The organism is Limosilactobacillus sp. DJ3M12 (assembly GCF_947381695.1).
GTDB classification, from domain to species: domain Bacteria; phylum Bacillota; class Bacilli; order Lactobacillales; family Lactobacillaceae; genus Limosilactobacillus; species Limosilactobacillus kinnaridis.
This window is the reverse complement of record NZ_CANCWY010000002.1, coordinates 44,077-70,099: the sequence shown is the minus strand read 5'-3', so window position 1 is coordinate 70,099 and position 26,023 is coordinate 44,077. Positions and strand designations below refer to the sequence as shown.

Annotated in this window: 25 protein-coding genes, 1 tRNA gene and 2 pseudogenes; 23 read left to right on the top strand and 5 right to left on the bottom strand. The window is 38.6% G+C overall.

Annotated elements, in window-relative coordinates; all coding sequences use genetic code 11:
* The first annotated feature begins 6 nt into the window (after positions 1–6).
* The 6 genes from pheS to QOS06_RS02660 all read left to right on the top strand — a co-directional run bounded on the left by pheS (position 7) and on the right by QOS06_RS02660 (position 6,297).
* Positions 7–1,053, top strand: coding sequence for a phenylalanine--tRNA ligase subunit alpha (gene pheS, locus QOS06_RS02685; protein ID WP_003668455.1), 1,047 nt, complete (start codon positions 7–9; stop codon positions 1,051–1,053).
* Between the two features lie 6 nt (positions 1,054–1,059).
* The gene (gene pheT, locus QOS06_RS02680; RefSeq protein ID WP_139561349.1) at positions 1,060–3,477 is read left to right on the top strand and encodes a phenylalanine--tRNA ligase subunit beta; all 2,418 of its coding nucleotides are present in this window, start codon (positions 1,060–1,062) and stop codon (positions 3,475–3,477) included.
* Between the two features lie 351 nt (positions 3,478–3,828).
* Complete coding sequence (locus tag QOS06_RS02675; protein ID WP_085678826.1) at positions 3,829–4,467, top strand: C40 family peptidase; 639 nt, start codon at positions 3,829–3,831, stop codon at positions 4,465–4,467.
* Positions 4,468–4,578: 111 nt separating this feature from the next.
* Positions 4,579–5,235 carry a uridine kinase gene (gene udk, locus QOS06_RS02670; RefSeq protein ID WP_078009297.1) on the top strand — a complete coding sequence of 219 codons (657 nt, stop codon included), beginning with the start codon at positions 4,579–4,581 and terminating at the stop codon, positions 5,233–5,235.
* 63 nt (positions 5,236–5,298) lie between these two features.
* Positions 5,299–5,775 (top strand): transcription elongation factor GreA, encoded by a 477-nt coding sequence (gene greA, locus QOS06_RS02665; RefSeq protein WP_085678820.1) that lies wholly within the window; start codon positions 5,299–5,301, stop codon positions 5,773–5,775.
* Between the two features lie 132 nt (positions 5,776–5,907).
* Positions 5,908–6,297 (top strand): HesB/YadR/YfhF family protein, encoded by a 390-nt coding sequence (locus QOS06_RS02660; protein ID WP_098035290.1) that lies wholly within the window; start codon positions 5,908–5,910, stop codon positions 6,295–6,297.
* A gap of 69 nt (positions 6,298–6,366) precedes the next feature.
* Here QOS06_RS02660 and QOS06_RS02655 read toward each other — a convergent pair whose 3' ends face one another.
* Positions 6,367–8,982, bottom strand: a complete 2,616-nt coding sequence (locus tag QOS06_RS02655) for a YfhO family protein (RefSeq protein ID WP_139561347.1) — start codon at positions 8,980–8,982, stop codon at positions 6,367–6,369.
* Between the two features lie 209 nt (positions 8,983–9,191).
* Between QOS06_RS02655 and QOS06_RS02650 the strand changes: the two genes are divergently transcribed.
* From QOS06_RS02650 to QOS06_RS02615, 7 genes and pseudogenes are all read left to right on the top strand, one after another.
* On the top strand, positions 9,192–11,291 hold the full coding sequence (locus QOS06_RS02650; RefSeq protein WP_283595461.1) for a peptidoglycan D,D-transpeptidase FtsI family protein: 2,100 nt from the start codon (positions 9,192–9,194) through the stop codon (positions 11,289–11,291).
* A 138-nt stretch (positions 11,292–11,429) separates the two neighbouring features.
* The gene (rpmG, locus tag QOS06_RS02645; protein WP_003664049.1) at positions 11,430–11,579 is read left to right on the top strand and encodes a 50S ribosomal protein L33; all 150 of its coding nucleotides are present in this window, start codon (positions 11,430–11,432) and stop codon (positions 11,577–11,579) included.
* A gap of 137 nt (positions 11,580–11,716) precedes the next feature.
* Complete coding sequence (locus QOS06_RS02640) at positions 11,717–12,271, top strand: 5-formyltetrahydrofolate cyclo-ligase (RefSeq protein ID WP_087214960.1); 555 nt, start codon at positions 11,717–11,719, stop codon at positions 12,269–12,271.
* Positions 12,272–12,274: 3 nt separating this feature from the next.
* A pseudogene (locus tag QOS06_RS02635) lies at positions 12,275–12,936 on the top strand (rhomboid family intramembrane serine protease).
* 6 nt (positions 12,937–12,942) lie between these two features.
* Positions 12,943–13,182: a YqgQ family protein gene (locus tag QOS06_RS02625; RefSeq protein ID WP_003668441.1), complete on the top strand. Its 240-nt coding sequence runs from the start codon at positions 12,943–12,945 to the stop codon at positions 13,180–13,182.
* Positions 13,183–13,206: 24 nt separating this feature from the next.
* The gene (locus QOS06_RS02620) at positions 13,207–14,178 is read left to right on the top strand and encodes an ROK family glucokinase (protein WP_003675699.1); all 972 of its coding nucleotides are present in this window, start codon (positions 13,207–13,209) and stop codon (positions 14,176–14,178) included.
* A 13-nt stretch (positions 14,179–14,191) separates the two neighbouring features.
* Complete coding sequence (locus QOS06_RS02615) at positions 14,192–14,611, top strand: rhodanese-like domain-containing protein (protein ID WP_098035292.1); 420 nt, start codon at positions 14,192–14,194, stop codon at positions 14,609–14,611.
* A gap of 219 nt (positions 14,612–14,830) precedes the next feature.
* Here the strand turns inward: QOS06_RS02615 and QOS06_RS02610 are convergent, their stop codons facing one another.
* Entirely contained in the window at positions 14,831–15,004 is a 174-nt protein-coding gene (locus tag QOS06_RS02610) for a DUF3042 family protein (RefSeq protein WP_134989201.1), read from the bottom strand.
* A 114-nt stretch (positions 15,005–15,118) separates the two neighbouring features.
* Here QOS06_RS02610 and miaA point away from each other — a divergent pair, with 114 nt between their 5' ends.
* The 4 genes and pseudogenes from miaA to QOS06_RS02590 all read left to right on the top strand — a co-directional run bounded on the left by miaA (position 15,119) and on the right by QOS06_RS02590 (position 20,598).
* Positions 15,119–16,042 carry a tRNA (adenosine(37)-N6)-dimethylallyltransferase MiaA gene (gene miaA, locus QOS06_RS02605; RefSeq protein ID WP_098035293.1) on the top strand — a complete coding sequence of 308 codons (924 nt, stop codon included), beginning with the start codon at positions 15,119–15,121 and terminating at the stop codon, positions 16,040–16,042.
* Between the two features lie 172 nt (positions 16,043–16,214).
* On the top strand, positions 16,215–17,558 hold the full coding sequence (gene glnA / locus QOS06_RS02600) for a type I glutamate--ammonia ligase (protein ID WP_003668435.1): 1,344 nt from the start codon (positions 16,215–16,217) through the stop codon (positions 17,556–17,558).
* Between the two features lie 244 nt (positions 17,559–17,802).
* Positions 17,803–19,308, top strand: a complete 1,506-nt coding sequence (gene gltX / locus QOS06_RS02595) for a glutamate--tRNA ligase (RefSeq protein ID WP_003672488.1) — start codon at positions 17,803–17,805, stop codon at positions 19,306–19,308.
* A gap of 112 nt (positions 19,309–19,420) precedes the next feature.
* A pseudogene (locus QOS06_RS02590) lies at positions 19,421–20,598 on the top strand (aminotransferase class I/II-fold pyridoxal phosphate-dependent enzyme).
* 68 nt (positions 20,599–20,666) lie between these two features.
* On the opposite strand, the gene QOS06_RS02585 reads toward QOS06_RS02590, so the two are convergent.
* Positions 20,667–20,792 (bottom strand): hypothetical protein, encoded by a 126-nt coding sequence (locus QOS06_RS02585; protein WP_003664033.1) that lies wholly within the window; start codon positions 20,790–20,792, stop codon positions 20,667–20,669.
* A gap of 244 nt (positions 20,793–21,036) precedes the next feature.
* Between QOS06_RS02585 and msrA the strand changes: the two genes are divergently transcribed.
* The 5 genes from msrA (at position 21,037) to QOS06_RS02560 (ending at position 24,504) form a co-directional block, all read left to right on the top strand.
* Positions 21,037–21,564 carry a peptide-methionine (S)-S-oxide reductase MsrA gene (gene msrA, locus QOS06_RS02580; RefSeq protein WP_098035633.1) on the top strand — a complete coding sequence of 176 codons (528 nt, stop codon included), beginning with the start codon at positions 21,037–21,039 and terminating at the stop codon, positions 21,562–21,564.
* 2 nt (positions 21,565–21,566) lie between these two features.
* Positions 21,567–21,881: a metal-sulfur cluster assembly factor gene (locus QOS06_RS02575; protein ID WP_003672498.1), complete on the top strand. Its 315-nt coding sequence runs from the start codon at positions 21,567–21,569 to the stop codon at positions 21,879–21,881.
* A gap of 175 nt (positions 21,882–22,056) precedes the next feature.
* Complete coding sequence (locus tag QOS06_RS02570) at positions 22,057–22,950, top strand: exonuclease SbcC (protein WP_392391003.1); 894 nt, start codon at positions 22,057–22,059, stop codon at positions 22,948–22,950.
* Positions 22,940–23,968 carry a hypothetical protein gene (locus tag QOS06_RS02565; protein WP_098035622.1) on the top strand — a complete coding sequence of 343 codons (1,029 nt, stop codon included), beginning with the start codon at positions 22,940–22,942 and terminating at the stop codon, positions 23,966–23,968. Before QOS06_RS02570 ends, QOS06_RS02565 begins: the two co-directional genes overlap by 11 nt.
* Positions 23,969–23,997: 29 nt before the next feature.
* Positions 23,998–24,504, top strand: coding sequence for a hypothetical protein (locus QOS06_RS02560; protein WP_098035621.1), 507 nt, complete (start codon positions 23,998–24,000; stop codon positions 24,502–24,504).
* Positions 24,505–24,563: 59 nt separating this feature from the next.
* Here the strand turns inward: QOS06_RS02560 and QOS06_RS02555 are convergent, their stop codons facing one another.
* Together QOS06_RS02555 and QOS06_RS02550 are read right to left on the bottom strand one after the other, a co-directional pair.
* A complete protein-coding gene (locus tag QOS06_RS02555) occupies positions 24,564–24,701 on the bottom strand; it encodes a hypothetical protein (RefSeq protein WP_283595460.1) in 138 nt (45 codons plus the stop codon).
* Positions 24,702–24,916: 215 nt separating this feature from the next.
* Positions 24,917–24,990, bottom strand: a tRNA-Arg gene (locus tag QOS06_RS02550).
* A gap of 185 nt (positions 24,991–25,175) precedes the next feature.
* On the opposite strand from QOS06_RS02550, the gene QOS06_RS02545 reads away from it, so the two are divergent.
* A complete protein-coding gene (locus QOS06_RS02545; protein WP_085678796.1) occupies positions 25,176–25,808 on the top strand; it encodes a TetR/AcrR family transcriptional regulator in 633 nt (210 codons plus the stop codon).
* Positions 25,809–26,023 lie beyond the last annotated feature (215 nt).

Here is a 26,023-nt window from a genome sequence, read left to right as displayed (position 1 = left end):
GAAAATATGGGACTAAGAGAGAAATTAGCCGAACTTCGTGAAGAAGGATTGCAAGATATTAAACAATCAGAGGATTTAAAGCGAATTAATGAAATCCGCGTCAAGATGCTGGGAAAGAAGGGACCGATTACTTCAGTTCTTCGGGGCATGCGTGATCTTAGTGCTGAAGAACGTCCTAAAGTAGGGCAATTTGCTAACAAGGTGCGGGATGAATTATCAGCTGCGATTGAAGAAAAGCGTGCTGAGCTAGAACAGGCCGCCATGAATGCTAAGTTAGCAGCCCAAACAATTGATGTTACTCTTCCTGGAACACCAGTAGCACAAGGGCAACCCCATGTTATTCAACAAATCATTGACCAAGTTGTGGACTTGTTTGTATCAATGGGGTATGAAGTAGCAGTTGGGGATGAAGTTGAACAAGAAGTTTATAACTTTGAAAAGTTAAACTTGCCAAAGGATCACCCAGCTCGTGATATGCAAGATACATTTTATGTTACGCCATCTGTTTTGATGCGGACCCAAACGTCACCAATGCAAGCACGGATGCTCGAAAAACATGATTTTAGTCAAGGCCCACTAAAGATGATTTCACCAGGTAAGGTTTACCGGCGTGATACTGATGATGCAACCCACAGTCACCAATTCCACCAAATTGAAGGGATGGTTGTTGGTAAAAATATTACCATGGCTGATTTGAAGGGAACTCTTGAGGCCGTTGCTCAAAACCTTTTCGGTGACAAGTTAAAGGTTCGCTTGCGACCAAGTTACTTCCCATTTACTGAACCATCAGTTGAGGCAGATATTACTTGTTTCAACTGCCTTGGCAAGGGTTGTGCAATTTGTAAACAAACTGGTTGGATTGAAGTTCTTGGTGCCGGAATGGTTCATCCAAATGTGCTTAAGATGTCAGGCGTTGATCCAGAAGAATACGGCGGTTTTGCCTTTGGACTTGGACCAGATCGTTTTGCCATGCTGAAGTACGGTGTTGATGATATCCGTAACTTCTACCAAAATGATGTCCGCTTCCTTAACCAATTTGACCAGAAAGGATAATGTGAAATGAAAGTATCATATCAATGGCTTCAAGAATACCTTGATTTAGATGTTGCCCCTCAAGATTTAGCTGAAAAGATTGCTCGTACCTCTGTGGACATTAATGACGTTTACTCACTGAGCGACGGATTAAAAAAGATTGTTGTTGGGGAAGTAGTAAAATGTGAAAATCACCCTGACTCAGACCATCTCCATGTTTGTCAAGTTGATGTTGGCGAAGAAGAACCGATTCAAATTGTTTGTGGTGCCCCGAACGTCCAAGAAGGTAAAAAGGTAATCGTTGCCCTTCACGGTGCGCGAATTGCTGATAACCAAAAGATTAAGCGTGGCAAGATCCGCGGTGTTGAGTCAAATGGAATGCTTTGTGCTCTTCAAGAAATTGGCTTTAGCGACAAGATTGCGCCTAAAGATTACGAAGATGGTATCTACTTCTTACCAGATGATGCTAAAAATGGTGATCCTGTATTTAAGTACTTAGGAATGGACGATACGATCATCGATACAGACGTAACTCCTAACCGTGGAGATATGCTTAGTATTTATGGAAATGTTAATGATATCGCTGCCTTTTATGGATTAAAGCCACATTTTAAAGAAATTACGATTAAAGAAGAAGGCACTGAAAAGACAGCGGACCTTCTCCAAGCAGAAATTAATGATACTAAGATTGCACCAACTTATAAATTACGGGTAATCAAGGGCGTTAAAATTGCCGAAAGTCCACTATGGCTTCAAATTCGCTTATGGAACAGTGGTATTCGTCCTGTAAATAATGTTGTGGATGTGACTAACTATGTCCTTCTTAAATATGGTCAACCACTCCACAGTTATGATTATGATCAATTATCTGGTAAAAACTTTGGGGTTCGCCACGCTAATGAAGGTGAAAAGTTTATTACATTAGACGGGGATGAACAAACCTTAAAAGCAAATGATATTGTTGTAACTGTCGATGATCAGCCAGTTGCGCTTGCGGGAACGATGGGTGGAGAAGGAACTGCAGTAAGTGATGATACGACAACTGTTGCCCTTGAAGCAGCCATTTTTGATCCAGTAATGGTCCGGAAGCAAGCCCGGCGCTTAGATCTTCATAGTGAATCTTCAATGCGGTTTGAACGTGGAATCAATCCAGCAACCGTTGAAACCGCATTGAATGAAGCAGCCGAAATGATTAAGGAGCTTGCTGGGGGAACGATTACTGCTGGAATTGTTACTGGTAGTGAAGCGCTAGCAGTTGATACCCCAATCAAACTATCCCTTGCGAAGATTAATCATGTTCTGGGAACTTCATTAACCATGGAACAAGTTACTGACATTTTTGATCGCTTGGCATTTGCTTACACTGTTGATGATGACGATCAATTAACAGTGATTGCTCCAGCACGACGGTGGGATATTAGCCTGGCAGCTGATCTTTATGAAGAAATTGCGCGGATTTATGGTTATGATAACTTACCGTCTACTTTACCAACGATGACGCGTAACCGGGGAGGACTTACTCCACGTCAACGGTTTATTCGGGCAAGTCGTCATGATCTCGAAGGAATGGGCTTAACTCAAGCAATTAGTTATTCCTTAACAACTGTTGAGAAGGCTAAGCAGTTCCAAATTAAGCCACTTGCTGAACCGATGAAACTCGACTTCCCAATGAGTTCTGACCATGTAGCTACCCGGATGAATATTGTTAGTGGCTTGCTTAATGATATTGCTTATAACGTGGCGCGGAATGTTGATAACGTAGCATTATATGAAGAAGGCCGAGTATTCCTGCCAATGGGGGATGAACGTCCAGTAGAACAAGAACACCTTGCAGCTGCGGTTACTGGCCAAATGGTAGCTAATAGTTGGAATAAGAAGGATCAACCGGCTGATTTCTTCCAATTAAAGGGGATCGTTGAACGTTACCTTAAGAATATGGGGATTGCTGGGAAGATTACTTATGTTCCAACTAGTGATCGTCAAGAAATGCACCCAGGACGAACAGCTGATATTATGGTTGATGACCAATTAGTCGGCTTCATCGGTCAAGTTCATCCACAAACTGCTAAGGAATATAAGATTCCAGAAACATATGTATTTGAATTAAATCTAGAATTATTACTGGCTGTACCAAAGATTGAAAATGAATATACACCTATTAGTAAGTATCCTTCAATCACTCGCGATATTGCTCTCTTGGTTGATGATGATGTTGAAAATGCAACAATTGTAGAGGCAATTAGGCAAAAGGGTGGTGCTTACCTTAAGGACATTCACCTATTTGATGTTTATGCTGGTTCTCACCTTCCTGCTGGCAAGAAGTCATTAGCTTATACTTTAACTTATCAAGATGATAAAGGAACGTTAACTGAAGACCAAGTAAACACGGCCTTTGATAAGGTTACTGCTTACTTGCAAGATAAAGTTGATGCAGAAATTCGTTAAAAGTTAAAGAGAGTGGGAAATAACCTCCTCGACAAGGCGGTTGGCTAAGCTAGGACGATGATTAGCACGGCACGGGCTGATTATCGCCCGTACTTAGACTCGAGCCTTGTGGCGACGCGAAGCTAGTTCCACGTTACCTTTCTATTGTTCATAAAAAAGAGTCTGGGAGAAAACAAAAGTTTTCTCCCAGACTCTTTTTTAGTGCAAATAATTATTTTTTACGTATTTATATTATAGGGCTAATCACTAAACTAATAATTAGTGGTTGAAGCGCTGAAAATTTTCTGCTATTTTATTAATAGTTTGATAATAAAATAATGATATTTAATATAAAGAGGGATAAACGAAATAATGAAATCAACAACAAAGAAAATTCTTGCATCGTCGTTAGGGGTAGCTGGCGCAATGGCAATGGGCACTGTAACTGCAAAGGCTGATACGACTGTCACGGTCAATGCTGGTGATAGTTTGAATGGGATTGCTCAAAAGTATAATGTTAGTGCGAATGATATTGCAACCGCTAATCACTTGCAAAATAAAGAGTTGATTTTTGTGGGACAAAAGTTGACAATTCCAATCAAAGATAAAAATGAAACACCTGCTAATAATGCTGAGAAAAAGGATCAAGCCAGCAAGAACAGTCAAAGTCTACAAGATTCTGTTAACAAGGCAATGTCTTATTTAGGAACCCCTTATGTATGGGGTGGTAATAAGCCAGGTGGATTTGATTGTTCTGGGTTGGTTCAATATTGTTACGGTATTCCACAACGGACGACGTATGAACAACAAGCTTTAGGACCACATATTCACGATAATGTTTTAAACGCGCCATATGGGGCCCTTGTTTTCTACGGTTCTGATGATGCGCCATATCACGTTGCCATTTCACTTGGAGATGGTCGGATTATTCAAGCACCAAATGAAAATGAAACAGTTAAAATTACTGACCAACAATACTTCCCTGGAAATTACTATGTTGTGATGCATTAATATTCCCTTTCACCCCACCTTTAATAATTTAAATTAGTAATTATCTTGCGCATCACAAAAGAGTGCTATATACTATTTCAGATTAGAAAGTTTTATGAGGGAGACAAATTGATGAGTATTCAACAGAATAAGCGTCCAGTAGTTATTGGTGTTACAGGTGGTTCCGGTAGTGGAAAGACAACGGTAAGTAATAAAATCTATGACCAATTGCATGGGCAAGCGATCCAGATTATTAACCAAGATACTTACTATAATGATCAGTCAGATATGACAATGGATGAACGTAAAGCAGTAAATTATGATCATCCACTTGCATTTGATACCGATTTTTTAATTAAGCAACTAACGGATTTGCGAAGTAATAAGGCTATTGAGATGCCGGTATATGACTATGCACAATATACACGTTCAGCCAAAACCGTTCATGTAGAACCAACCGATGTTATTATTTTGGAAGGAATCTTAATTCTTGATGATGAGCGTTTACGTGATTTAATGGATATTAAGGTTTACGTTGATACAGATGATGACATTCGGATTATTCGCCGGATTCAACGTGATATGGTAGAGCGTGGACGGTCTCTTGATTCAATTATTACGCAATATTTAGCTACGGTTAAGCCAATGTACCATCAATTTGTTGAACCAACTAAACGCTACGCTGACATTATTGTGCCAGAAGGTGGCGAAAACCAAGTTGCAATTGACCTATTGTCTACAAAGATCCGTGATATTTTGGTAAAACGTGGACATACGGAATTACAATAGGTGTTTACAAGCTGAAGTAGAAATGGTAATGTTGCACTGGATAAATTATGAGGAGTGTTTATAATGGCTGAAGAAAAAACTTTTCCAATGACCCTTGAAGGGAAGAAAAAGCTTGAAGATGAACTTGAAGAATATCGCTTGAAGCGTCGACCAGAAGTTATTAAGCGGATAAAGATTGCTCGTAGTTATGGTGATTTATCTGAAAACTCAGAATATGAATCAGCAAAAGACGAACAAGCAATGGTTGAAAGCCGGATTGCTCAAATTGAAAACATGCTTCAATATGCTGAAATTATCGATAATGAAGATGTCGATAAGGATGAAGTATCTATGGGTCGGACAATTACTATTCAAGAATTGCCAGATGAAGAACCAGAAGAATACCAAATTGTTGGTGAATCAGAATCTGATCCATTCAATGGTAAGATTTCTAATGAATCTCCAATGGCAAAGGGTCTCTTAGGACACAAAGTCGGTGAAGTTGTCGATGTTGACGTTCCAAATGGGACAATCAAGTTAAAGATTATCAAGGTTGATTAATTAAAATGATTTAAGCGAGATCGAGGAATATTGTTGATTTCTCAATCTCGCTTTTCTTATTGGTATTATTTTTCTACTATGCTATAGTAGGATATATGAAAGCGATATCACTGAACGTTGGAGGGAAGAAAAATGAAATTGATTATTACTGATGCTGCAAGTCAATGGTTTCGTGACGAAATGGGATTAGAATTAGGAAATGGAATAAAGTTTTACGGTAAAACCTATGGCCAAACCGAAGTCCATCATGGCTTTTCGCAAGGATTCACTCGTGAAGATAAACCAGTTGATCCAATTTTAGAGGTTAAAAAGGATGGTATTAACTATCACATTGATTCGCTAGATGAGTGGTTCTTTAAGGATCTTATAACTACTGTTGACTATGATCCGCAAGCCGACGGACCGGTTTTTCATTTTCAACATGAAGATGGCGATACACCTGACGTAGCTGGATTTGTTAATGACGCTGATGACCATTCCGATAATAAGGCTGATGCCTCTACTGGAGCATCTCAGCATTAATTTTTTATATAGTGAAAAAGCTCTTTAGCATAAACTATTCTAATGATAGTATGCTAAAGAGCTTTATTGTTAATCAAACATTGTCCTTGTTTGATGTTCTTTCTTAACCCACCAACCAGTTAAACCGAGACTTATAACTGTAATTATAAGCCCGAGAATGAGAAACGGTGGCCGATAATAAAATTCAACCCGATGCTTTCCGGGACTCATTGGAATAGCCATAAACGTATTAAGCACGGTTTGTGGAGTAGTAGACTTACCATCTACTTTAACGTGCCAACCTTTGGCAGCAGGGATAGTAGTCATCAATACTCGCTGATTTCGCTGGAGATTGACTGTACCAACGATCTGATTACTACGGTATGAACTAATCTTTAAGGGAGATTCTTGGAGAGTCTTTAAGCTTGCCATAAATGGCCGTTGCTTTAGTTGATAGATACTAACGTTTTGCATCCAAAGTGTAGCTTTCTTTAGTTGCAAATTGACAAGGACTTTTTGCCCTTTTTGATCATGAGCAACGTTGATTACTACCGTATTACGAAAGGTGTCATATTGGGTGAATTTTTTGTTATTCATCGTAATTGTGGCATTATCCTCAACGTTTGGTCCGAGTGTTAAGTAGTAAGAATCGTTGGTTGGCGGAATAAATTCTAGCTGAACTGATGCTGGTTTAAGCAGGTTTTGCTTTCTAAAGATCGTGCCAGTAATTTGCTTAGCACTTTGAACATTATTGAATTTGACGGAATTAAAGTTTTGAACGGCAAATAATGAATGAAGTGTTGGACGACCGGCAAGCGTTTGGAAAATCTGTGACTGATAGTTTAACGGATCCATTGTTGTCCGTTGAAGGTGAAGGATGGCGGCATTAGCTCCAAATGCGATCGGAAGAGCATGTGGATTCTCACGGAGATTGACTGCCGAAGTTGATCCTACTAATGGGTAACTGTACCAATCAGGACGGAAACCTGATAGGGGTAATGCCTGTCCGGCTGACGTGTTCCGAGCATTCATAGTGTATTTGTAACCAAGAAGCGCATCACTCACTTGAGTTCCATTAGTATACGTAACAAAACCATCCCCATCTGGCTGCCCAATTGCACCCATGAAGGCTGGAATTGGCGGCTCTAAGGTCGAACCAAAATGGTCACCAGAATTAAAGTCTGCTTGGAAGGGATCATCCTTTGTTCGCATAAAAGTTTTGGCAACGCGGTAGAAACTCGGATCATGCTTCTTTAGTTTTTTTACACTTTTATCAAGAGCAATAGTGTAGCTGCCAAATTCAGGCTGTGAAACGTAAGAGATCTTATTAAGCGCCGTGTACCCACTCATAGAAATATCACAGACAGCAAGGAGAACAAGAAGCGCGTCGTATAAGCGCGGTGAATTTGTTCGGGGAATACAAAGGCAACTAACAGCGATCAGCGAAAAGCATAAGCCGATATTCCGTTGATTGCTATTAATATACGATAAGTTAAGCGTACCAACATACCAGTAAATTGCGATAATAAGCAACGTCAGGATAAGTGCACTGCGCTTTTTTATTTTGAAATCAGGTTGAAGCACTTTAGCTGCAAGATAGATGCACCAGAAAGAGAAAAGGTAGGAAAAACGATAAGGGTACCAAACTGGAAACTGGCCGGCATGCCATAAAAGATCTAATGGTTCGTAACAGAATGAGAAAATAAAGAAAATAGAAATGGCTGCCCCAATCAAACGACGACGAAGGTCAAAGCGATTATTGAAGAAGTAGAGACAAGCACCGAGCATTAATAGCATTCCGATATAAATGTTAGGCTGACCACTTGGCATTTGATTAAAATTAAATGATCCGGGGACAAGTTTCCCAAGCATTTTAGGAGCAAAGTACTCAAAACGGCTGTGAATCTTGGTTTCAGTGTAGATCCCTTTACTTTGCATTAAGGCATAGAAAGTTGGCAATAAAATGACTGCTGAAATACCCACCGCAAGCAGCGAACTGCCGAGATAGCGGAGAAAAATTACTCCCCGTTGTCGCCATGAGGCTAACGCTGGTGTTTGCCAGAGGAAAAATAGAAAAGTAAAGATGGCAATCATCCAGCCCATATAATAATTATCAATCAGCATTACGGCTAGCCAAGCGATATAAGTTCCAACACGGTTTTGATAAATAAGTTTGAGGAGTCCCCAAATAATTAACGGCAAAAGTATTAAAGCATCTTGCCAAATCATATTTAATTGGTTGGCAATCATCCAGCCATTCATTGAGTAGACTGTACTGAATGCTAAAATTCGCCACCCCTGTTGTAGATCCGTTTTTTGCATTAGCCAAGCAAAACTCAATCCCGCTAGACCGTATCGAACGAGTGTAACGATGGTTATCCCAGTTGCAAGGTGTTGAGCAGGGAAGAATAACAAAATTAAGTTTAATGGACTTAGCAAGTAATACGCATTAGTTCCAAACATTTCGCCACCAAGTCCTTTGCTAAACGAATAAAAGAAACTGCTGGGATGGTGGAGAATAGTATTTCGAAGGTAACTGAAAAAATCGACATATTGTTGACCGAGATCAACGGTTAATAAGCTGCTTTTGCCAAAGGGAGTCATTTGACGGTATGCAAAATAGCAAGCCATCAAAATAACTGGTAATAGGAAACTTGCAATCAAAATTTTGCGTCGATATAAACGATGATGTTGATATAAAAACACAGCAAAATTCTCCTTCTCTCAATTAAATAGACACATCCACATTATCATATCCTTTTTTAAAATGATATTCATTACTATTGTTCATTAAATTTCATTAAATCATTGGAATAAATTCTTCATTTCTTATAAAATAAAGAGTATTATTTTCACGTTAGTAGTGGTAACTATCTGTTAAAGCAGGTAATTTTTGTTAAAATAGATTCACTACGATGAAGGAGAATTATAAAACTGTGAAATTCTTTGATCGAATAATGAACTTGTTTGGTTCACGTGCCAAAAAGCGTCAAAATGCGCAGTCAATTATTCCATTCCGGCTGAACATGCTATTATGGATTGTTGGTATCTTGTTATTAGCGTTAACTATTCGACTGTTTTATCTTCAAGTTCTGCAAGGAACATCATTTAAAGCGGAAGTAAAGCGATCAGATACAACAACGCAGACGAATAATGTACAACGGGGGATGGTTTATGATTCACAAGGGAATGTTCTTGTTGGTAATCAAACTCATCAAGCCATTACCTATACTAAAGGGGCTAATGTAACTACTGATCAGCTCTATCAGATTGCTAATCGTTTAGGAAAATATGTGTCTGTTTCTAATAAAAATTCGCGCTTAACTGATCGAAATGAAGAGGATTATTACCTTGCTGATAAAGAGCGGCTTAAGAGTGTTTTGAAACATGTCAAGACTTCAGATGCCGATTCTGAAGATACTAAATATAATAAAGCTCTCGAATATTTGAGCAAGCATCCTGATTCATGGGAACTTACAGATCAGCAAAAGAATAATGCCCGAATTTATGCGGCAATGAGTGGAGCATATTCCCTTTCGACAACTTATATTAAAGAAACGGGTGTTAGTGCTAAAGAGCTTGCAGCAGTTGGAGAACACTTGAATGAAATACCAGGGGTAAAGATTGGAACGTCTTGGACTCGTAATTACCCCCAAGGTACAGATATTCAATCGTTAACAGGAACTGTCTCAACTACTGGTTTACCAAGTGATGAAGTTAACTCATTGCTTGCTCAAGGATATTCTCGAAATGATAGCGTTGGACAAAGTTATCTGGAAAAACAGTTCCAATCAACTTTAGCTGGTTCGAAGTCACAAACTGAAGTTACTACTAACGGAGATGATGTAACTAAAGAAAAGACTAAGTACCCTGGTAAGAAGGGTGATAACCTTGTATTAACGATTAATTCAAAATTCCAAAAGCAAGTTCAATCGATTTTGAAAAACAATTACTCAGCTGCCGGAAACCAGTATTCTACTGGGGTATATGCAGTAGTAATGAATCCAAATACCGGTGCAATTTATGCGATGGCAGGAATTGACCGTGACCCAGCAACAGGTAAAGAAACCCCTGATGAAATTGGTGCTATCAACCACCCAATTACGATGGGTTCAGTTGTAAAGCCGGCGATGGTCATGGGGGCATTAATGGATGGTGTAATTACGCCAACAAATAATACCTTAACCGATATGCCAATTAAGCTTGCCGGAACTTCATCTAAGGGATCATGGTTTAACCATGGTGGATCAGCAAATATGGCAATTAATGCAGCAACGGCGCTCGAAGTTTCTTCCAACTCTTATATGATGCAACTACTCATGAAAGAAGCAGGAATGAAATATACACCAAATGCGCAAATTACGATGAAGCCAAGTATTTTTGCTAAAGCGCGGGGTTACTTCAACATGTTTGGACTAGGGGTTAAAACTGGAATCGACTTGCCTGGTGAAACAAGCGGTTATACAGGACCTGCTGACCAAAAGCATATCGGTTCAGCACTTGACTTGTCATATGGTAACTATGATGGTTATACTTTGATTCAACTTGCCCAATATATGTCTACTATTGCTAACGGTGGTAACCGGATGCGCCCATACATTGTTAAAGAAATCCGTGGTACGAAAGCCAATGGTCAACTTGGTGCCGTTGAATATACAACAAAGCCCCAAGTTCAATTAACCATTCCTGCTTCTAAAGCTGACTTTGATGTCGTTAAACAAGGGCTTTATCAAGTGGTTCATGGTTCTAACCGTTATGTTACTGGTAAAGCGTTGGCATCTGTTAAACCATCAGTATCTGGTAAGACAGGGACTGCCGAAACCTACTACAAGTCGCACTCAACAACTACGCTAAGTTTTGCTGGATTTGCGCCATCTGATAATCCACAAGTTGTAGTTGCTTTGGCTATTCCAGGAGCTTCAAATTCCGATGGTGGTGCCAACCTGACAATGGCAAAACAAATTTTTGAAGCCTACTGGAAGACTGTTCAGAGTCCCAAGGGTTTCGGTGACTAATTAAACTGTCAAGGAAATTTCCTTAACAAACTTTGATAAATTACTAGCCAAATAGAAGAATAAATGATATAGTTGTACGAGTTAGGGTTACGATAAATAACCACGTTAAATAAAAGAAATAGTTTGGAGGTCAAAATAATGCGTGTCAACATTACACTTGAATGTACTTCATGCCACGAACGGACTTACTTAACTAGCAAGAACCGTCGTCACAACCCAGATCGTCTTGAATTAAACAAGTACTGTCCACGGGAACAAAAGGTTACATTACATCGGGAAACTAAGTAATGACCATATAAAGGAGCTGGGAGACCGGCTCTTTTTATTTATTTTTATAAAAAAACGCTTGCATAAATTCACTCAAGCGGTGATAATAAAATCTGATACCGTTTGTTACTTCACTATAAAGGAGCGGTCATAACATAATGGCTTATTCAAAGAAAGAGTTACGACAAGCATATATTGCGCGCCTTCAACAATTAGATTTAAACACCCGTCTTTACGAAGAGCGAAAGTTAGCATCTTTGCTATATGATCAACCTGAATGGACAGGGGCTAAAACAATTGCTGTTACTTTAAGTCAATCTTTTGAAATTGATACTGAACCTATTATCCTTCATGCGCGTCATAAGGGCCAACAGATTGTTGTTCCACGGACGTTGCCCCATCGTCAAATGGAATTTGTTGAATTAAATGAGGATACCGATTTCGACGAGACGTCTTTTGGTATTTTAGAGCCACATGATGGCAAAGTTTATTCTCCAGATGAGATTGATTTGATGGTTGTTCCTGGAGTAGCCTTTACCGCATCTGGTAACAGGTTGGGCTTTGGCGGCGGTTATTATGATCGTTACCTAAAAAACTATAAGGGCCCTAAAGTTTCAATGGCATTGACAACGCAACTGGCTGAAGAAAACGAATGGGAACCAGAAGAATTCGATCAGCGAATAGATAAAGTGTTGTATTTACCGGGGATATAGAAGATGCGGACACAGGGACTAAGATTGGCGCCCGTGACGCTTACCTTAATAATTTTTCAGGTATTAGTTTATTGCTGGTTAGTTTATGCAGGTGGCTCAACTAATACAGTAACCTTCCTGAATATGGGTGCTCGTAGTACGCCCTTAATCAGGGAAGGTGAATGGTGGCGTTTAGTATCACCTGTGTTCCTTCATGTTGGTTTATCACACTTAGTAGTCAATAGCGTTACGCTTTTATATATTGGCCGTTACATTGAAGAGTTTTTCGGTCATTGGCGAATGGTAATTATATACTTTGTCAGCGCGTTTTTTGGTAATCTTACCAGCGCGGTCTTCATGCCATCGACAGTTTCAGCTGGTGCTAGTACTGCTATTTTTGGATTATTTGGCGCATTTTTAATGTTGGGTGTTTGCTTTCACCATAATGTTATTGTTCGCGTCTTAAGTCGTACTTTTTTGTGTTATTTATTATTATTAATATTGTGATGGATTTTTTCCTGTCAGGAGTTGACTTGGTAGGACACATTGGCGGCCTATTTGGTGGCTTTTTCATTGTATTTATTGTTGGTGCTCCCATGTTAGGAACTGTTGATTACCTGAAACGGTTGTTAAGTGGAGCTGTATTAACGGTAAGTTTGGTAATTTTGACTCTAGAATTGAAGTGATAATTTATGGCAATCGCCTCAAGAAACTACCGCACACTATACGATGTTCAGCAACTATTAAAAGAATTCAACGTGTTTGTATATGTGGGTAAACGACTGTATGATATTGAGTTAATGGCTATTGAGCTCGATAACCTCTATCAATCAGGAGTTGTAGATAACTCAACTTATACAAAAGCAAAGATTGTCTTGCGTAAAGAACATCGTGAAGAACAAACGAGAATTAAAAGGGGTAAACTGTATTAAACCTTACCCAGGAAAGGAATCATTATGGCTAAGAAATTAATTGGTGTTGACCTTGGTGGTACTACTATCAAGTTTGCAATTTTAACGGAGAACGGTGAGATTCAACAAAAGTGGTCTTTGCGGACTAACATTTTAGATGATGGTTCACACATTGTGCCAGACATCATTAACTCAATTAATCACCACCTTGATTTATATAAAATGTCTCGAGACCAATTTATTGGAATCGGAATGGGAACTCCCGGAACAATTGACCGTGAAAAGGGAACCGTTATTGGTGCCTACAACTTAAACTGGAAGACAACTCAAAATGTTAAAGAAGAGATTGAACAAGGCACTGGGATGCAATTTGCTCTTGATAACGATGCTAACGTTGCTGCACTTGGTGAACGTTGGAAGGGCGCTGGTAATGAAGGTGACGATGTTGCATTTATTACTTTAGGTACCGGTGTTGGTGGTGGACTTATCTCCAATGGTAAGCTTATCCACGGTGTCGTTGGTGCTGGTGGTGAAGTTGGTCACATGATTGTTAAGCCAGATGGATACCTTTGTACTTGTGGAAACCATGGATGTCTTGAACAATACGCATCCGCTACTGGAATTGTTCATATCGCTCAAGATAAGGCGGAAGAATATGAAGGTAACAGTCGTTTGAAGGCAATGATTGATAACGGTGACGAAATTACAGCCAAGATTGTTTTTGACCTTGCTAAGGAAAATGATTATCTTGCTAATACTGTTGTTGATGAAGTTTGCTTCTACCTCGGTTTAGCAACTGCCAACTTAAGTAACGCATTGAACCCTGAATACCTTGTTATCGGTGGTGGAGTTTCCGCAGCTGGTGAATTCCTTTTGAAGCGGGTAAAGCAAAACTTTGAAAAATTTGCCTTCCCAACAGTTCGGACTTCAACTCAATTGAAGTTGGCTGAATTAGGTAATGATGCTGGTGTTATCGGTGCTGCTTCATTAGCTCGTCAGTTTGTAAACGCAGATTAATTTGTAAGGGGAAATGATCGTGGTACTTGGAGTTAGCTCTGGCTTGATGATTCTTAATGCAGTCATTATAATCATCTTGTTAGTATGGATTTTTAGCTGGGCATTTCAGACTTACCGTCGAAAGAGATATGCAACTGTCCTTAGTCAAGATGACTTTAAGCAAGGAATGCGAAAAGCACAGGTTATTGACTTGCGACAAGAAAATGACTTTAAACAAGGTCACATTCTTGGTGCACGTAACTTGCCTTATCCATATCTTCGTCAACAATATGGCGAATTGCGGAAGGACTTGCCGGTTTACTTATATGATGAAGGAATGACATTAAGTACCCAGGCCGCTGCATTTTTAGGTAAGCATGAGTATAACCACCTTTATATCTTAAAAGATGGTTATCGTGCGTGGGACGGTAAAACTAAGAAGTCCAAGTATTAAAAAAGTATCTTGTATGCTTTTTATCAGGATGGTTGAGGATTCTAAACAATCATTTGCTAACGTTTGGAATTTAGCCTCTTGTAAAATTTAACCAATAAAAGAGGCTGGAAGAAAACAAAGTTTTCTTCCAGCCTCAACTGCTTTCACGAACAATAGCAAGATAATATGAAACTAGCTTCGCGTCGCTACATGGCTTCTTGTTTTGAATCTTAAATAAAATTAAAGTTGGTGTGCTGAGCGGCCCTTACGGATAGCAGCTCGACGGTTTTGATCAAACTTTTCTTCTTCTTCCGCTGGTTTAATGACAGTTTTATGGAAAGTAAGAACCCCGCTAGCAATGGCAGCAACTGTTGCTAAACTACCAACTAAAATACCTTTTGCTAATTGTTTCATAACATAAAACCTCCTCGAATTTATAGGTTACCTCCATTATGCAAGAATTAATGGCGTTTTACCAGTGAGAAGGACAGGTTTTAGCATAAAATTTATAAAAATTGGAGAGTTAAGATGAATAAAGTAATCGCAATTGTCGGTCCAACCGCTGTAGGAAAAACTGCACTATCAATAAAACTGGCACATGAATTTGATGGGGAAGTAATTTCTGGTGATTCGATGCAAGTTTATCGCCGCCTTGATATTGGAACGGCAAAAGTTACTCCCGAAGAAATGGGGGATGTGCCGCACCACCTCATTGATATCTGCAATATTGAAGAGCGTTTTTCTGCAGCCCGTTTTAAGAAACTTGCTGACCAAAAAATAGACGAAATAGCTCAACGTAATCATTTACCGATTATTGCAGGCGGAACTGGATTTTATCTTCAAACCTTAACAGATAATCTAGCATTGGGAAGTGACCAGTTTGATCAACAAACGCTCGACATTCGTAACCATTGGAAAGAGGTTGCTGAAGAAAAGGGAGCCGAGTACGTTTGGGAGCAATTAAACGACTTGGATCCAGTAGCTAGTACTCGGATCCCCAAGTCTAATACTCGCCGGGTTATCCGGGCTTTAGAGGTAATTAAGAAAACGGGTCAATTATTTTCCAACCAACCCCAGTTCAAAGCAACAAATGATTTTCTCTTAATTGGCCTGACTACTGAACGCCCTGTTTTATATGACCGGATCAATAAGCGAGTTGATTTGATGATTCAAAACGGCTTGTTAGAAGAAGCAAAATGGTTATTTGATCAAGGAGGGGAAGATCTGCCGGCAGGTAAGGGGATTGGGTACCATGAATTATTTCCTTATTTTCATGGCGAGATTAGTCTTGACGAAGCGATTGAAAAAATTAAGCAGGATTCTCGCCATTATGCCAAACGACAGTTAACGTGGTTTAGAAATAAGGCTGATACTCACTGGTTTGATATTTTGCGTCATCCCGATGATATTAATCAAATTAAGCAGTTTATAAATGATTGGTTAAAAAAATAAAGTACGGAAGGAAAGATTTTTTTTATTAAAATAAAGCTCTTAAATAGAATTGACTTATGCCCTGTCTATTGTTATTCTAAGTCACAGTGTTAAGGAGAGAAGCAGATGTTAGATAGATTGGTATGGTCATCTATTATTTCTGTGGAGATTGTATGAAAGGGAATGAAATTTTATGGGTAAACACGTATTTACAAAAGATGAAGTTCGCCAAATGGTAAAGGATGAAGATATTCATTTCTTACGAGTTATGTTTACTGACTTATTAGGAACGATTAAGAGCGTTGACTTACCAGTTAGTCAGTTAGATAAATTGATGGATAACAAAATTATGTTTGATGGTTCTTCAATTGATGGATTTGTTCGGATTGAAGAAAGTGACATGTATCTTTACCCAGATATGTCCACTTGGCTTGCATTCCCTTGGGGTGCTGAACACGGGAAGGTTGCGCGGGTAATCTGCAGTGTTTACAAGACTGATGGTACTCCATTTGAAGGTGACCCCCGTAACAATTTAAAGCGGGTTCTTGAAGATATGCGGAAGATGGGCTTCAAAGACTTTAACATTGGACCTGAGCCAGAGTTCTTCCTCTTCAAGACTGATGAAAAGGGTAACCCAACTACCAATCTTAACGATAAGGAAAATTACTTTGACATGGAACCAGCAGATCCTGGTGAAGATTGCCGTCGTGACATCGTCTTAGCTCTTGAAAAGATGGGCTTTGATGTTGAAGCTGCTCACCATGAAGTTGCTCCTGGTCAGCATGAAGTTGACTTCAAGTACTCAGATGCTTTAGAAGCCGCTGATAACATCCAAACATTTAAGTTCGTTGTTAAAACAATTGCTAAGAAGTATGGTTTCCATGCCACCTTTATGCCTAAGCCGCTTTCTGGTATTAATGGTTCAGGAATGCACCTCAACATGTCATTGTTTAGTCAAGATGGCACTAACGCCTTCTTTGATGAAAATGATAAAGATAAGCTTTCCGCAACTGCTTACCATTTCTTGGGCGGTTTGATGAAGCATGCACGAAGCTACACTGCAATTTGCAACCCAATCGTCAACTCTTATAAGCGATTGGTTCCAGGTTATGAAGCACCGGTTTATGTTGCTTGGTCAACTTCTAATCGGTCACCACTTGTGCGAATTCCGAGTGATCGTGGAATGGGAACACGACTTGAGTTACGGTCAGCAGATCCATCAGCTAACCCATATCTTGCAATCGCTGCTGTTCTTGAAGCTGGTTTAGATGGTTTACGCAACAACTTACCACCAATTCATAACGTTGATGAAAACATCTATACGATGACGAAAGCAGAACGAGCTGAAAAAGATATTCATGATTTACCAGATACTTTACACAACGCATTAAAGTCTTTGGCTAACGATGAGGTTATCAAGAGTTCAATGGGTGAACACCTCTATAACAGCTTTATGGAAGCCAAGACTCGTGAATATGCTTCATATCGTCAACACGTTTCTGACTGGGAACGGCAACACTATATGGAACAATACTAATTAATGACAATAAGTTAATAAGCAATGAAAAAACACTTATGCAGGATTACTTGCTAAGTGTTTTTCATGCGAAATCAACTAGTTAATTGACAAATATGTTGTTTCATATACAATTATATTTGTTGCAATAAAAGCGTGTTATTATAATGTGGATAGTACGTTTTTAAGGACTGCTAGTTAAACTAGCAACCAATTTTAAATCGGAATTATATTTCGATTAGTTACTAAAGGAGAGTCTTAGATAATGGATCAAAAGGTCAGAGTTCGATATGCACCTAGCCCAACAGGTTTCTTACATATCGGAAATGCTCAATCAGCATTATTTAATTATTTATTTGCACGTCACTTCGATGGAACGATGGTATTACGGATTGAAGATACCGATACCAAGCGGAACGTTGAAGATGGTGAAGCTAGCCAACGTGAAAATCTTCACTGGTTAGGAATTGACTGGGATGAAGGTCCAAATAAGCCAAATCCAAAGTATGCCCCTTACCGTCAAAGTGAACGGAATAAAGAAGGTATTTACCACAAATACATTCAAGAATTATTAGACAAGGGCATTGCATACAAGGATTACTCAACAGAGGAAGAATTAGCTGAAATGCGTGAACGGCAAAAGGCTAACAATGAACCTCCTCATTATGATGGTCGTTGGTATGGCAAGAGTGAAGAAGAACAAAAGGCTGCTGAAGCAAAGGGATTGAAGCCAACTATTCGTTTCCACTTCCCTAAAGACCATGATTACGAATGGGACGATATTGCACGTGGTCATGTTTCATTTAACTCTGACAACCTTGGTGGTGATTTCATCATTGAAAAGAGTGATGGAATGCCAACATATAACTTTGCCGTAGTAGTTGATGACCACACCATGGACATTACCCATGTTTTGCGTGGCGCTGATCACATTTCAAATACGCCAAAGCAAATTGCTATTTATGAAGCATTAGGCTGGGATCACCCAACTTTCTGCCACATTCCATTGATCTTTAATCCAAAGACTCGTAAGAAGTTAAGTAAGCGTGATAAAGATACCCTTCAATTCATTAGTGAATACAAGAAGCACGGTTACCTTCACGAAGCAATCTTTAACTTTATTGCATTCCTAGGTTGGTCTCCAGTTGGCGAACGTGAAATCTACTCTAAAGAAGAGTTGATTAAGGTGTACGATCCAAAACGGATGTCAAAGGCACCAGCATACTTCGATCAAAAGAAACTTGATTGGATGAATGCTCAATACATTAAGAGTATGTCGATCGATAAATTAACTGATCGGACAATGGAATTAATTAAGGAAGGCGAAACTGAAGAAGCTAAGCGCCTTCAAAGTATTCCAGAAGATCAATTGACTGAATTGCTTAAGAAGACAATTAAAGTTCACCAACGGGATATTAATAAGCTTCTTGAAGTTATTCAATATGCATGGTCATACTACACGGTTCTTGACCAATCATTCAACTATGATTTGCTTAAGGACAACGAAGACTTCGCTAATGAAGATGTTTTAGCTGTTCTTAAGGGCTTAAAGGCTAAACTTGAAAACGGTGGCGATGACCTTGATTACAGTCAAGCTATTAAGGAAGTGGGTAAGGACACTGGTATTAAGGGTCGTGGTTTATACTTCCCATTAAACCTTGCCTTTACTGGTTCAACTTCTGCACCACAAATCTATGAAATTATGGATATTTATTCACGTGATACAGATATTGAATTGCTTGACCGGATGATCAAAGCATTTGAAAACTAATTTTATAAAGTTAAGCATAGGACAACAGCTAATCGATGTTGTTCTATGCTTTTTATTTTAAACTGTCATATAATTAAAATATGTAGTTAGTAAAAAGGGGATCTTAAGTAAAATAGTTGAAATGAGTGAACATATGCGGAAGATCTTAAATGATGTTCCAACGTTAAAAGTATTTGATTTTTCCCAATACGTTTCAAAAATTTCAGGAATTATTAAGTTTACAATTGGTGAACCTGATTTTGACACACCAGAATATGTTAAAAGGGCCGGAATTGAGAGCATTGAAAACAATCGAACTCACTATGCTCCCCAACGTGGAACAGTGGGATTGCGTCAAGCGATTGCCGATACGTTGGCTAATAAATATGGCCTTCAGTACGATCCTGCAACAGAGATTCTTGTTACAAAAGGAGTAACAGAAGGGATTTCTGTTGCAATTACTGCAATTACTAATCCGGGAGATATAATTTTAGTTCCAACGCCTACTTTCTCAATCTACACGCCTGATGTAATGATTGCTGGAGGGACGCCAGTAGAAGTAGATACATCCAAGACTGGGTTTAAACTAACGCCTGCTCTTCTTAAACAGTATCTAGATAAATATGATGATCGAGTAAAAGGAGGTATTTTCGTTAACCCTTCTAACCCGACTGGAATTGCCTATACTCAAGCAGAAATGAATTAGCAGCCTTAATTAAGGGTAAGCCAATCTTTGCAATCTGTGATGAAATTTATAGTGAATTAAACTATGACGGTGAATACTCAAGCATGGCTAAGATCATTCCAGACCAGACAATTTTGGCTAATGATTTTTCGAAGTCCTATGCAATGATCGGGTGGCGGATTGGATACCTTTGCGCACCAGCTAAAGTAACCGATCTGCTGTTCAAGGTTCATGCATTTGCTGTGACGGATATCGCAACATTTGTCCAGGATGCTGCAGAAGCCGCTTTAAAGGCTGGGGACGAGGCAACAAAGGAAATGGACGCCTAATATATTAAACGGCGTGACTATATGTATAAGCGGCTTACAGAGATGGGCTTTGAATGTAGTCAACCAATGGGCGCATTTTATATTTTTGCCAAGATTCCACCATTCCTTGATCAGGATGACAATAAGCTAATTTATCAACTTGCTAATGAGGCCAAAGTTGCCGTAACGGCTGGATCAAACTTTGGTAAAGGTGGGGAAGGATATCTTCGCTTTAGTTATGCTACAAGTATTGAGCAGATTAAAAAGGGAATGGATCGTCTTGCGGAATTTTGTGAAAAAGAACAAAATAATGCTTAAAAGAAAAGAGACAGCGGTGTTAACACATCTCTGTCTCTTTAATATATAAGTGAATTGCTTCAAAAGAGTTATTCGCTCAGTTTCTTGGCGTCAGCATCAATCTTTGCAAAACCAGAACCATCTGGCTTCTTGCTGCCACGCTTTTCCATAGCTTTACGAGCCATTTCCTTACGTTCTTGCTTACTAAGTGCCATAATAACTTCGCCTCTTTTTCTGAAACGCTTCAACAATAACAGTTATTAACAAAAGTAAAATAACTGTTACTAATATTATAGTTCAGTCTATAAAAAATGCAATTATGAACATGATCGCTTAAATAAATGGGGGGCATGGAGGGGGCAAACTGAAATTGTTTTTTCTGATTTTCTTGATAAAATAAAAATAATCCAGATATCCTAATTAATTACAAGTATTAAAAAAAGAAAAGAGTTGCTACATATGAATTTAGACACAGCAATATTTGCAGGCGGGTGCTTTTGGTGCATGGTTCAGCCGTTTGATACTTATCCGGGAATTGACAAAGTTGAATCAGGTTATACGGGTGGCCATGTTGCCAACCCAACCTATGAGCAGGTATGTTCTGGAACGACAGGCCATACAGAAGCAGTAAAGATTACTTTTGACCCCGATAAAATTTCATACAAAGACTTAGTAGAGATTTATTGGCACCAAACTGATCCGACTGATGCAAGTGGCCAATTCCAAGATCGGGGAGACAATTATCGTCCTGTAATTTTCGTTAAAAATGATGAACAACGTAAAACTGCAGAAGAGTCAAAAAAGGCTTTACAGGAAAGCGGCCGTTTTGGTGATGCAAAGATTGTAACAACAATTGAGGATGCGCAGCCATTCTATCCCGCAGAAGACTATCATCAGGGCTTTTATAAGAAAGATCCGCAGCGTTTTGCCTTAGAAGAAGCTGGTGGCCGACAACAATTTATTGAGAAGTATTGGAAAAATAATTAATTATGAGAGACAAACAATCAATTAAGGACGATATTGTTCAACGATTAGCAACAGTTATTGATCCTGAACTTCATATCGATATTGTTAATTTGGGACTCGTTTATACAATTGATCTCGATAATGATGGAATATGTTTGATTGAAATGACGCTAACGACAATGGGATGCCCATTAACAAATGTATTGGCTGATATGGTGACTAAAGCGGTAAAAGAGGTTCCAGAGGTAAAAAACGTTGATGTGGAATTTGTCTGGGAACCAGCTTGGACGATTGATCGGATGAGCCGTTTTGCTAAATTATCGTTAGGGGTTCATTGATATTTGAATAATTGGATAAGGGAATAAAGGCTTTTCATTATGGAAAGTCTTTTATTTTTACCTTCAAAAAACAGATCTGTGCTAAAAATATAAAGTTTTTGAAAAAAATTTAAAAAGAGTGGAAAAAAGGTAGTAAAGTTATTTATTATAATAGGTAGTTATTTAGACAAGGAGCATGCTTATGGCGAGTGTAGAAACTAATAGTGATTCACTTGATGTTACTCAAGTCATCAATCAACAAATTATTACAAAGATAAAGTATTTGCGACGCTTTAATGATGCAATTTCAAACCATCGTGATCGGGAAATCTACCAATTACTAGATAACCAACGCTATGCTAAAGAGATTGAACATCGGGAACAACAACCAAATGATAAAGGTGTAATGAACCTAGTCGATGATTTGGCTGATCAATTAAGTAATTACCTTAGTGAAAACTTAATTAAATATTTGGGTAAAACCTATCCCTTCTTTTATTATGAAGAATATCAAACTGGTCACTACCGGATTTATTTTGGTAACTGGTGGAATCGCCGTCAATTTGGTGAATTAGACGTTTTGAATGTTCGTTTTTCTTTTGACCAAACAGAATATGATAAATTACGGACGGCTTTTGAATTAGCGCGTGACAATAAACGTTACAATAGTGACCGGATTAGTAAAATCTCTAGTGAAAATGACCGTCTCCAAGATTTGATTGATCATCAACGAGAACGTGAGGAACGTAAAGAAGCCCTTCAAGAACAATTAAAAGAAATTAGTTCACGATCTGGCATTTGGGAATCAAGTCGTAACAAGGAGAGTCGCCAGGAACTGGTTGAGCAGCTGCAAAAGTTAGAGGACCAAGAAGAAGAAGCTCGTAATGCAGCCCAAACTATTAAGGATAATGAACGCGTTGTCCTATCCTTATCAAAAGAAAATACGATTTTAAGTTATGAGCAAAAGAGCATTATCGATACTTTTGGCAGCTTTGAAGATTTCGAATTAGCTAATCGCAATTTATATGCTAATTATTTAGCCAGTTTAAATGGATCAGAAGGAAAGCAGGTGGACGACGATGAGCAATAATCGAATCGTGACTTCTCCTAGTGAACGGGTCCAGGCTCTTTCTGATTCCTTTAAAGATGTTTTAAGCCTTGGACAAAAATATGTTGACCTTTTAGACCAGTTAGCCCAGACTAAGGATGCTAAGAATCTATTATCAGCCGCTAATAAACTAACCAAAATGGATTTGGCAAACGCGTTTATTAATTTTCCGCCACACTATAAGGCGGCTGACTATTATCTGATTTTTATGGATCACCTATTAAAAATGCATGGAGATACAGCAGTTAATGTTGCAGAAAATGAATTAAACCATGAATTTGAAGCGACTGTTGCGGCTATTGGCGGTGAAGCTATTTTTAAATTTGAGGTCGATAGTCGGGGAGAAGCGGCTTTTACAGAGCAAAGTCAGCATGAACCACTTTTCTATCTAAGCTTAGAAGATAAATTAATGCAATTTAATAACCGCGCATTAGTAAATTATTTTATCGTTTATGCGCTTAAACAGCATACTGACCTTGAGTTACGGGATGCGGTTAAACCTCTGATTGATTTTGCTAAATACTTGCAAAAAGATCTTGATTTCACGATTGATCTAGGCATTTTAGCAACTGCAAATGATCGCCGCTTTATGTTGAATAAGCCTGAACTTCCACTGACAGTAATTGATCGTTTATTTGTTGCGACTGCTGATGAAGATTACATGTTGATGAATTTACCACGAAATAATGGGGCTGAGTTACTATTAGATCAAGGTACCAAACTTGACATTGCTTTTGACCCGGACGATTATAGTCAAGAGTGGGCCTTCTTAGTTAAAGATTCGGATGAGCAAGTTTCGTTCTTTGATGTATTGCTTCATTACGACCTGGTTCGCGAGTGGTATTTGGCAAACCGTTCCGCTCTAGCCGTGAGAACAGATCATATGGAGATTGTTGATGAAGAATCACCAGCAACGACAGAAGTAGCAGAAGACGAATCTTCAGATGAAGTATCTTCGGCAGAACCATCAGAAGATCCAACTTCTAATGAGGAAGAATAAGCAGTAGATTTTATTGTGGAGGCATAGCAATGTTAGATATTACTAAAATGCTTCACCAAATTATCGATTTAGAATTAAAGATTGATGATGAAAAGGAATTAATGATTGGGCCAGAAACAAGAAAGCAAACGATTTTTGTTGACCTTGACATTTCTTTATCAAATATGGCTGAAGCAGCAGGGTGGTATAAGGTAGTTAATCCTAGTAAAGTAGACAAAGAAGATTTGCTAAAATCGTATGTTGAATCAGTAGCTTTACTTTTGTTGTATAGTGCAAAGATGAAGTGGACGCATCTGGTTGTGCTAGATAATCAAGCCTGGCAACGAATTACAGATGCAAGAAGATCTACAAAGTTAGCAGACCTTAATAAATCGTATCTAGCAATTAAACACTTCTTAAGTGATGCCTATTTTAATCATCAACAAGAAAGCTTTCGGCATGCTTGGCATCTTTTGCTAAAAATGGGAATTAGTGATTGGCAGTTAACACCTGATCAAATTTCCGATGCTTACCAAGCAATGATTGACCAACATTAAGATAAAACACAAGAGGCCGAGGAATTTCCTCGGCCTCTTGTGTTGAACGGAATATAAGATTAAGCTTTTCGATCTCGTAAGCGATTGGTAGTTGCACTATGTTTTCCAGTTTCTTGGTTACTAAGACTGCCAAACATAAATTCACCAATTACCGACGCAACCAAAATTAAAACAATAATAAGAAATGGTAGTAGCATAATAATCACCTCAAAAAGCAATCTCTATATTCATTATTATGAAAAATGTTCATTTTTGCAACAAAATTGTAACATATGAGAGTGCATTTAAGAAATACTTAAAAAATGAAAGTGAAAAATTAGAAAATTATCTGTAAGTTTAGATGAGAGTAACTGAAAAAGAGGATAGGAAACAAAAACGTTTCTCTATCCTCTTTTTGTAAATAACGTTTATATGGAGCGAGCGAGACTTGAACTCGCAACCCTCGGTTTAGAAGACCGATGCTCTATCCAGTTGAGCTACCGCTCCAAACAGATTTAAGTATATAATTTTCACTACAAAGTTGTCAATGGTAATAATCTAATATAATTATTTTGTTAAGATAAAATCTGCACTTTCGTTGACAAACCGCTTTCATGACAACTATACTTTAAAACAGTAGAAGTACGAAAGTAGAAAGGACTTAAGCTGTATGATGGAAGGATGATGATTAAATGGCTGCTAATAAGACAGACCCACGTGTAATTAAAACACGTAATAGTCTGCGCAAAGCTCTTGTATATCTGATGAGACGTGAAAAGCTTGAAGATATTAGCGTCCAAAAGATTACTGAAACTGCCAACATCACTCGGGGAACTTTCTATCTTCACTATAAGGATAAACAAGATTTTATTCAGTCAGCAATCCAAGAGATTATTGACGATTTCTTTAACCAAGTAATGATCGATAGTAATTTTTCGAAAGAACGGACGGTAAAGGTGTTTTCACTCCGCAAAGCGTTTCAGTATATCGAAAATAACGCCGATATTTTTGATGTTCTATTAAATAATGAAAAGAATAACTTCTTTTATGAACAACTTTACAATCGGTTAGCAAATGAAATGACACACTTTAATGAGCAAGTGAATAAGAACCAACAGTTGAAGGTCCCACTTAATTTGCAGATTTCCTTTGTTGATTCAGCATTTCTGGGCTTAGTAAGTCGGTGGCTAGAAGATGGCATGATTTATACTCCACGTTATATGACACAAAGCGTGGCAAAAATGTTGAATCAGTTTAGTAGCGAGAATATTTCTTTGGTTAGTTTTTTTGATGGTGAACTAGAAGGAACTTTAGAAAAGATTTAATAGCTACTACAAGAGGGAGCGAGACAGAAGTCACTCGTGACTTCGTTTTTGAGCCCCCCGCAAGCAACAATAGTCCTCCAACGTTCGGCTTTTTTGCCGGACGTTGGAGGCCATTGTTGTACTGCGTATTTCCTTTTTATGAAAGTAACTTAACTTATGTCACAGTCCTTTTTTCGTTATAAAAGTAGAGATTACGGTTGACGAAGAGAATAATA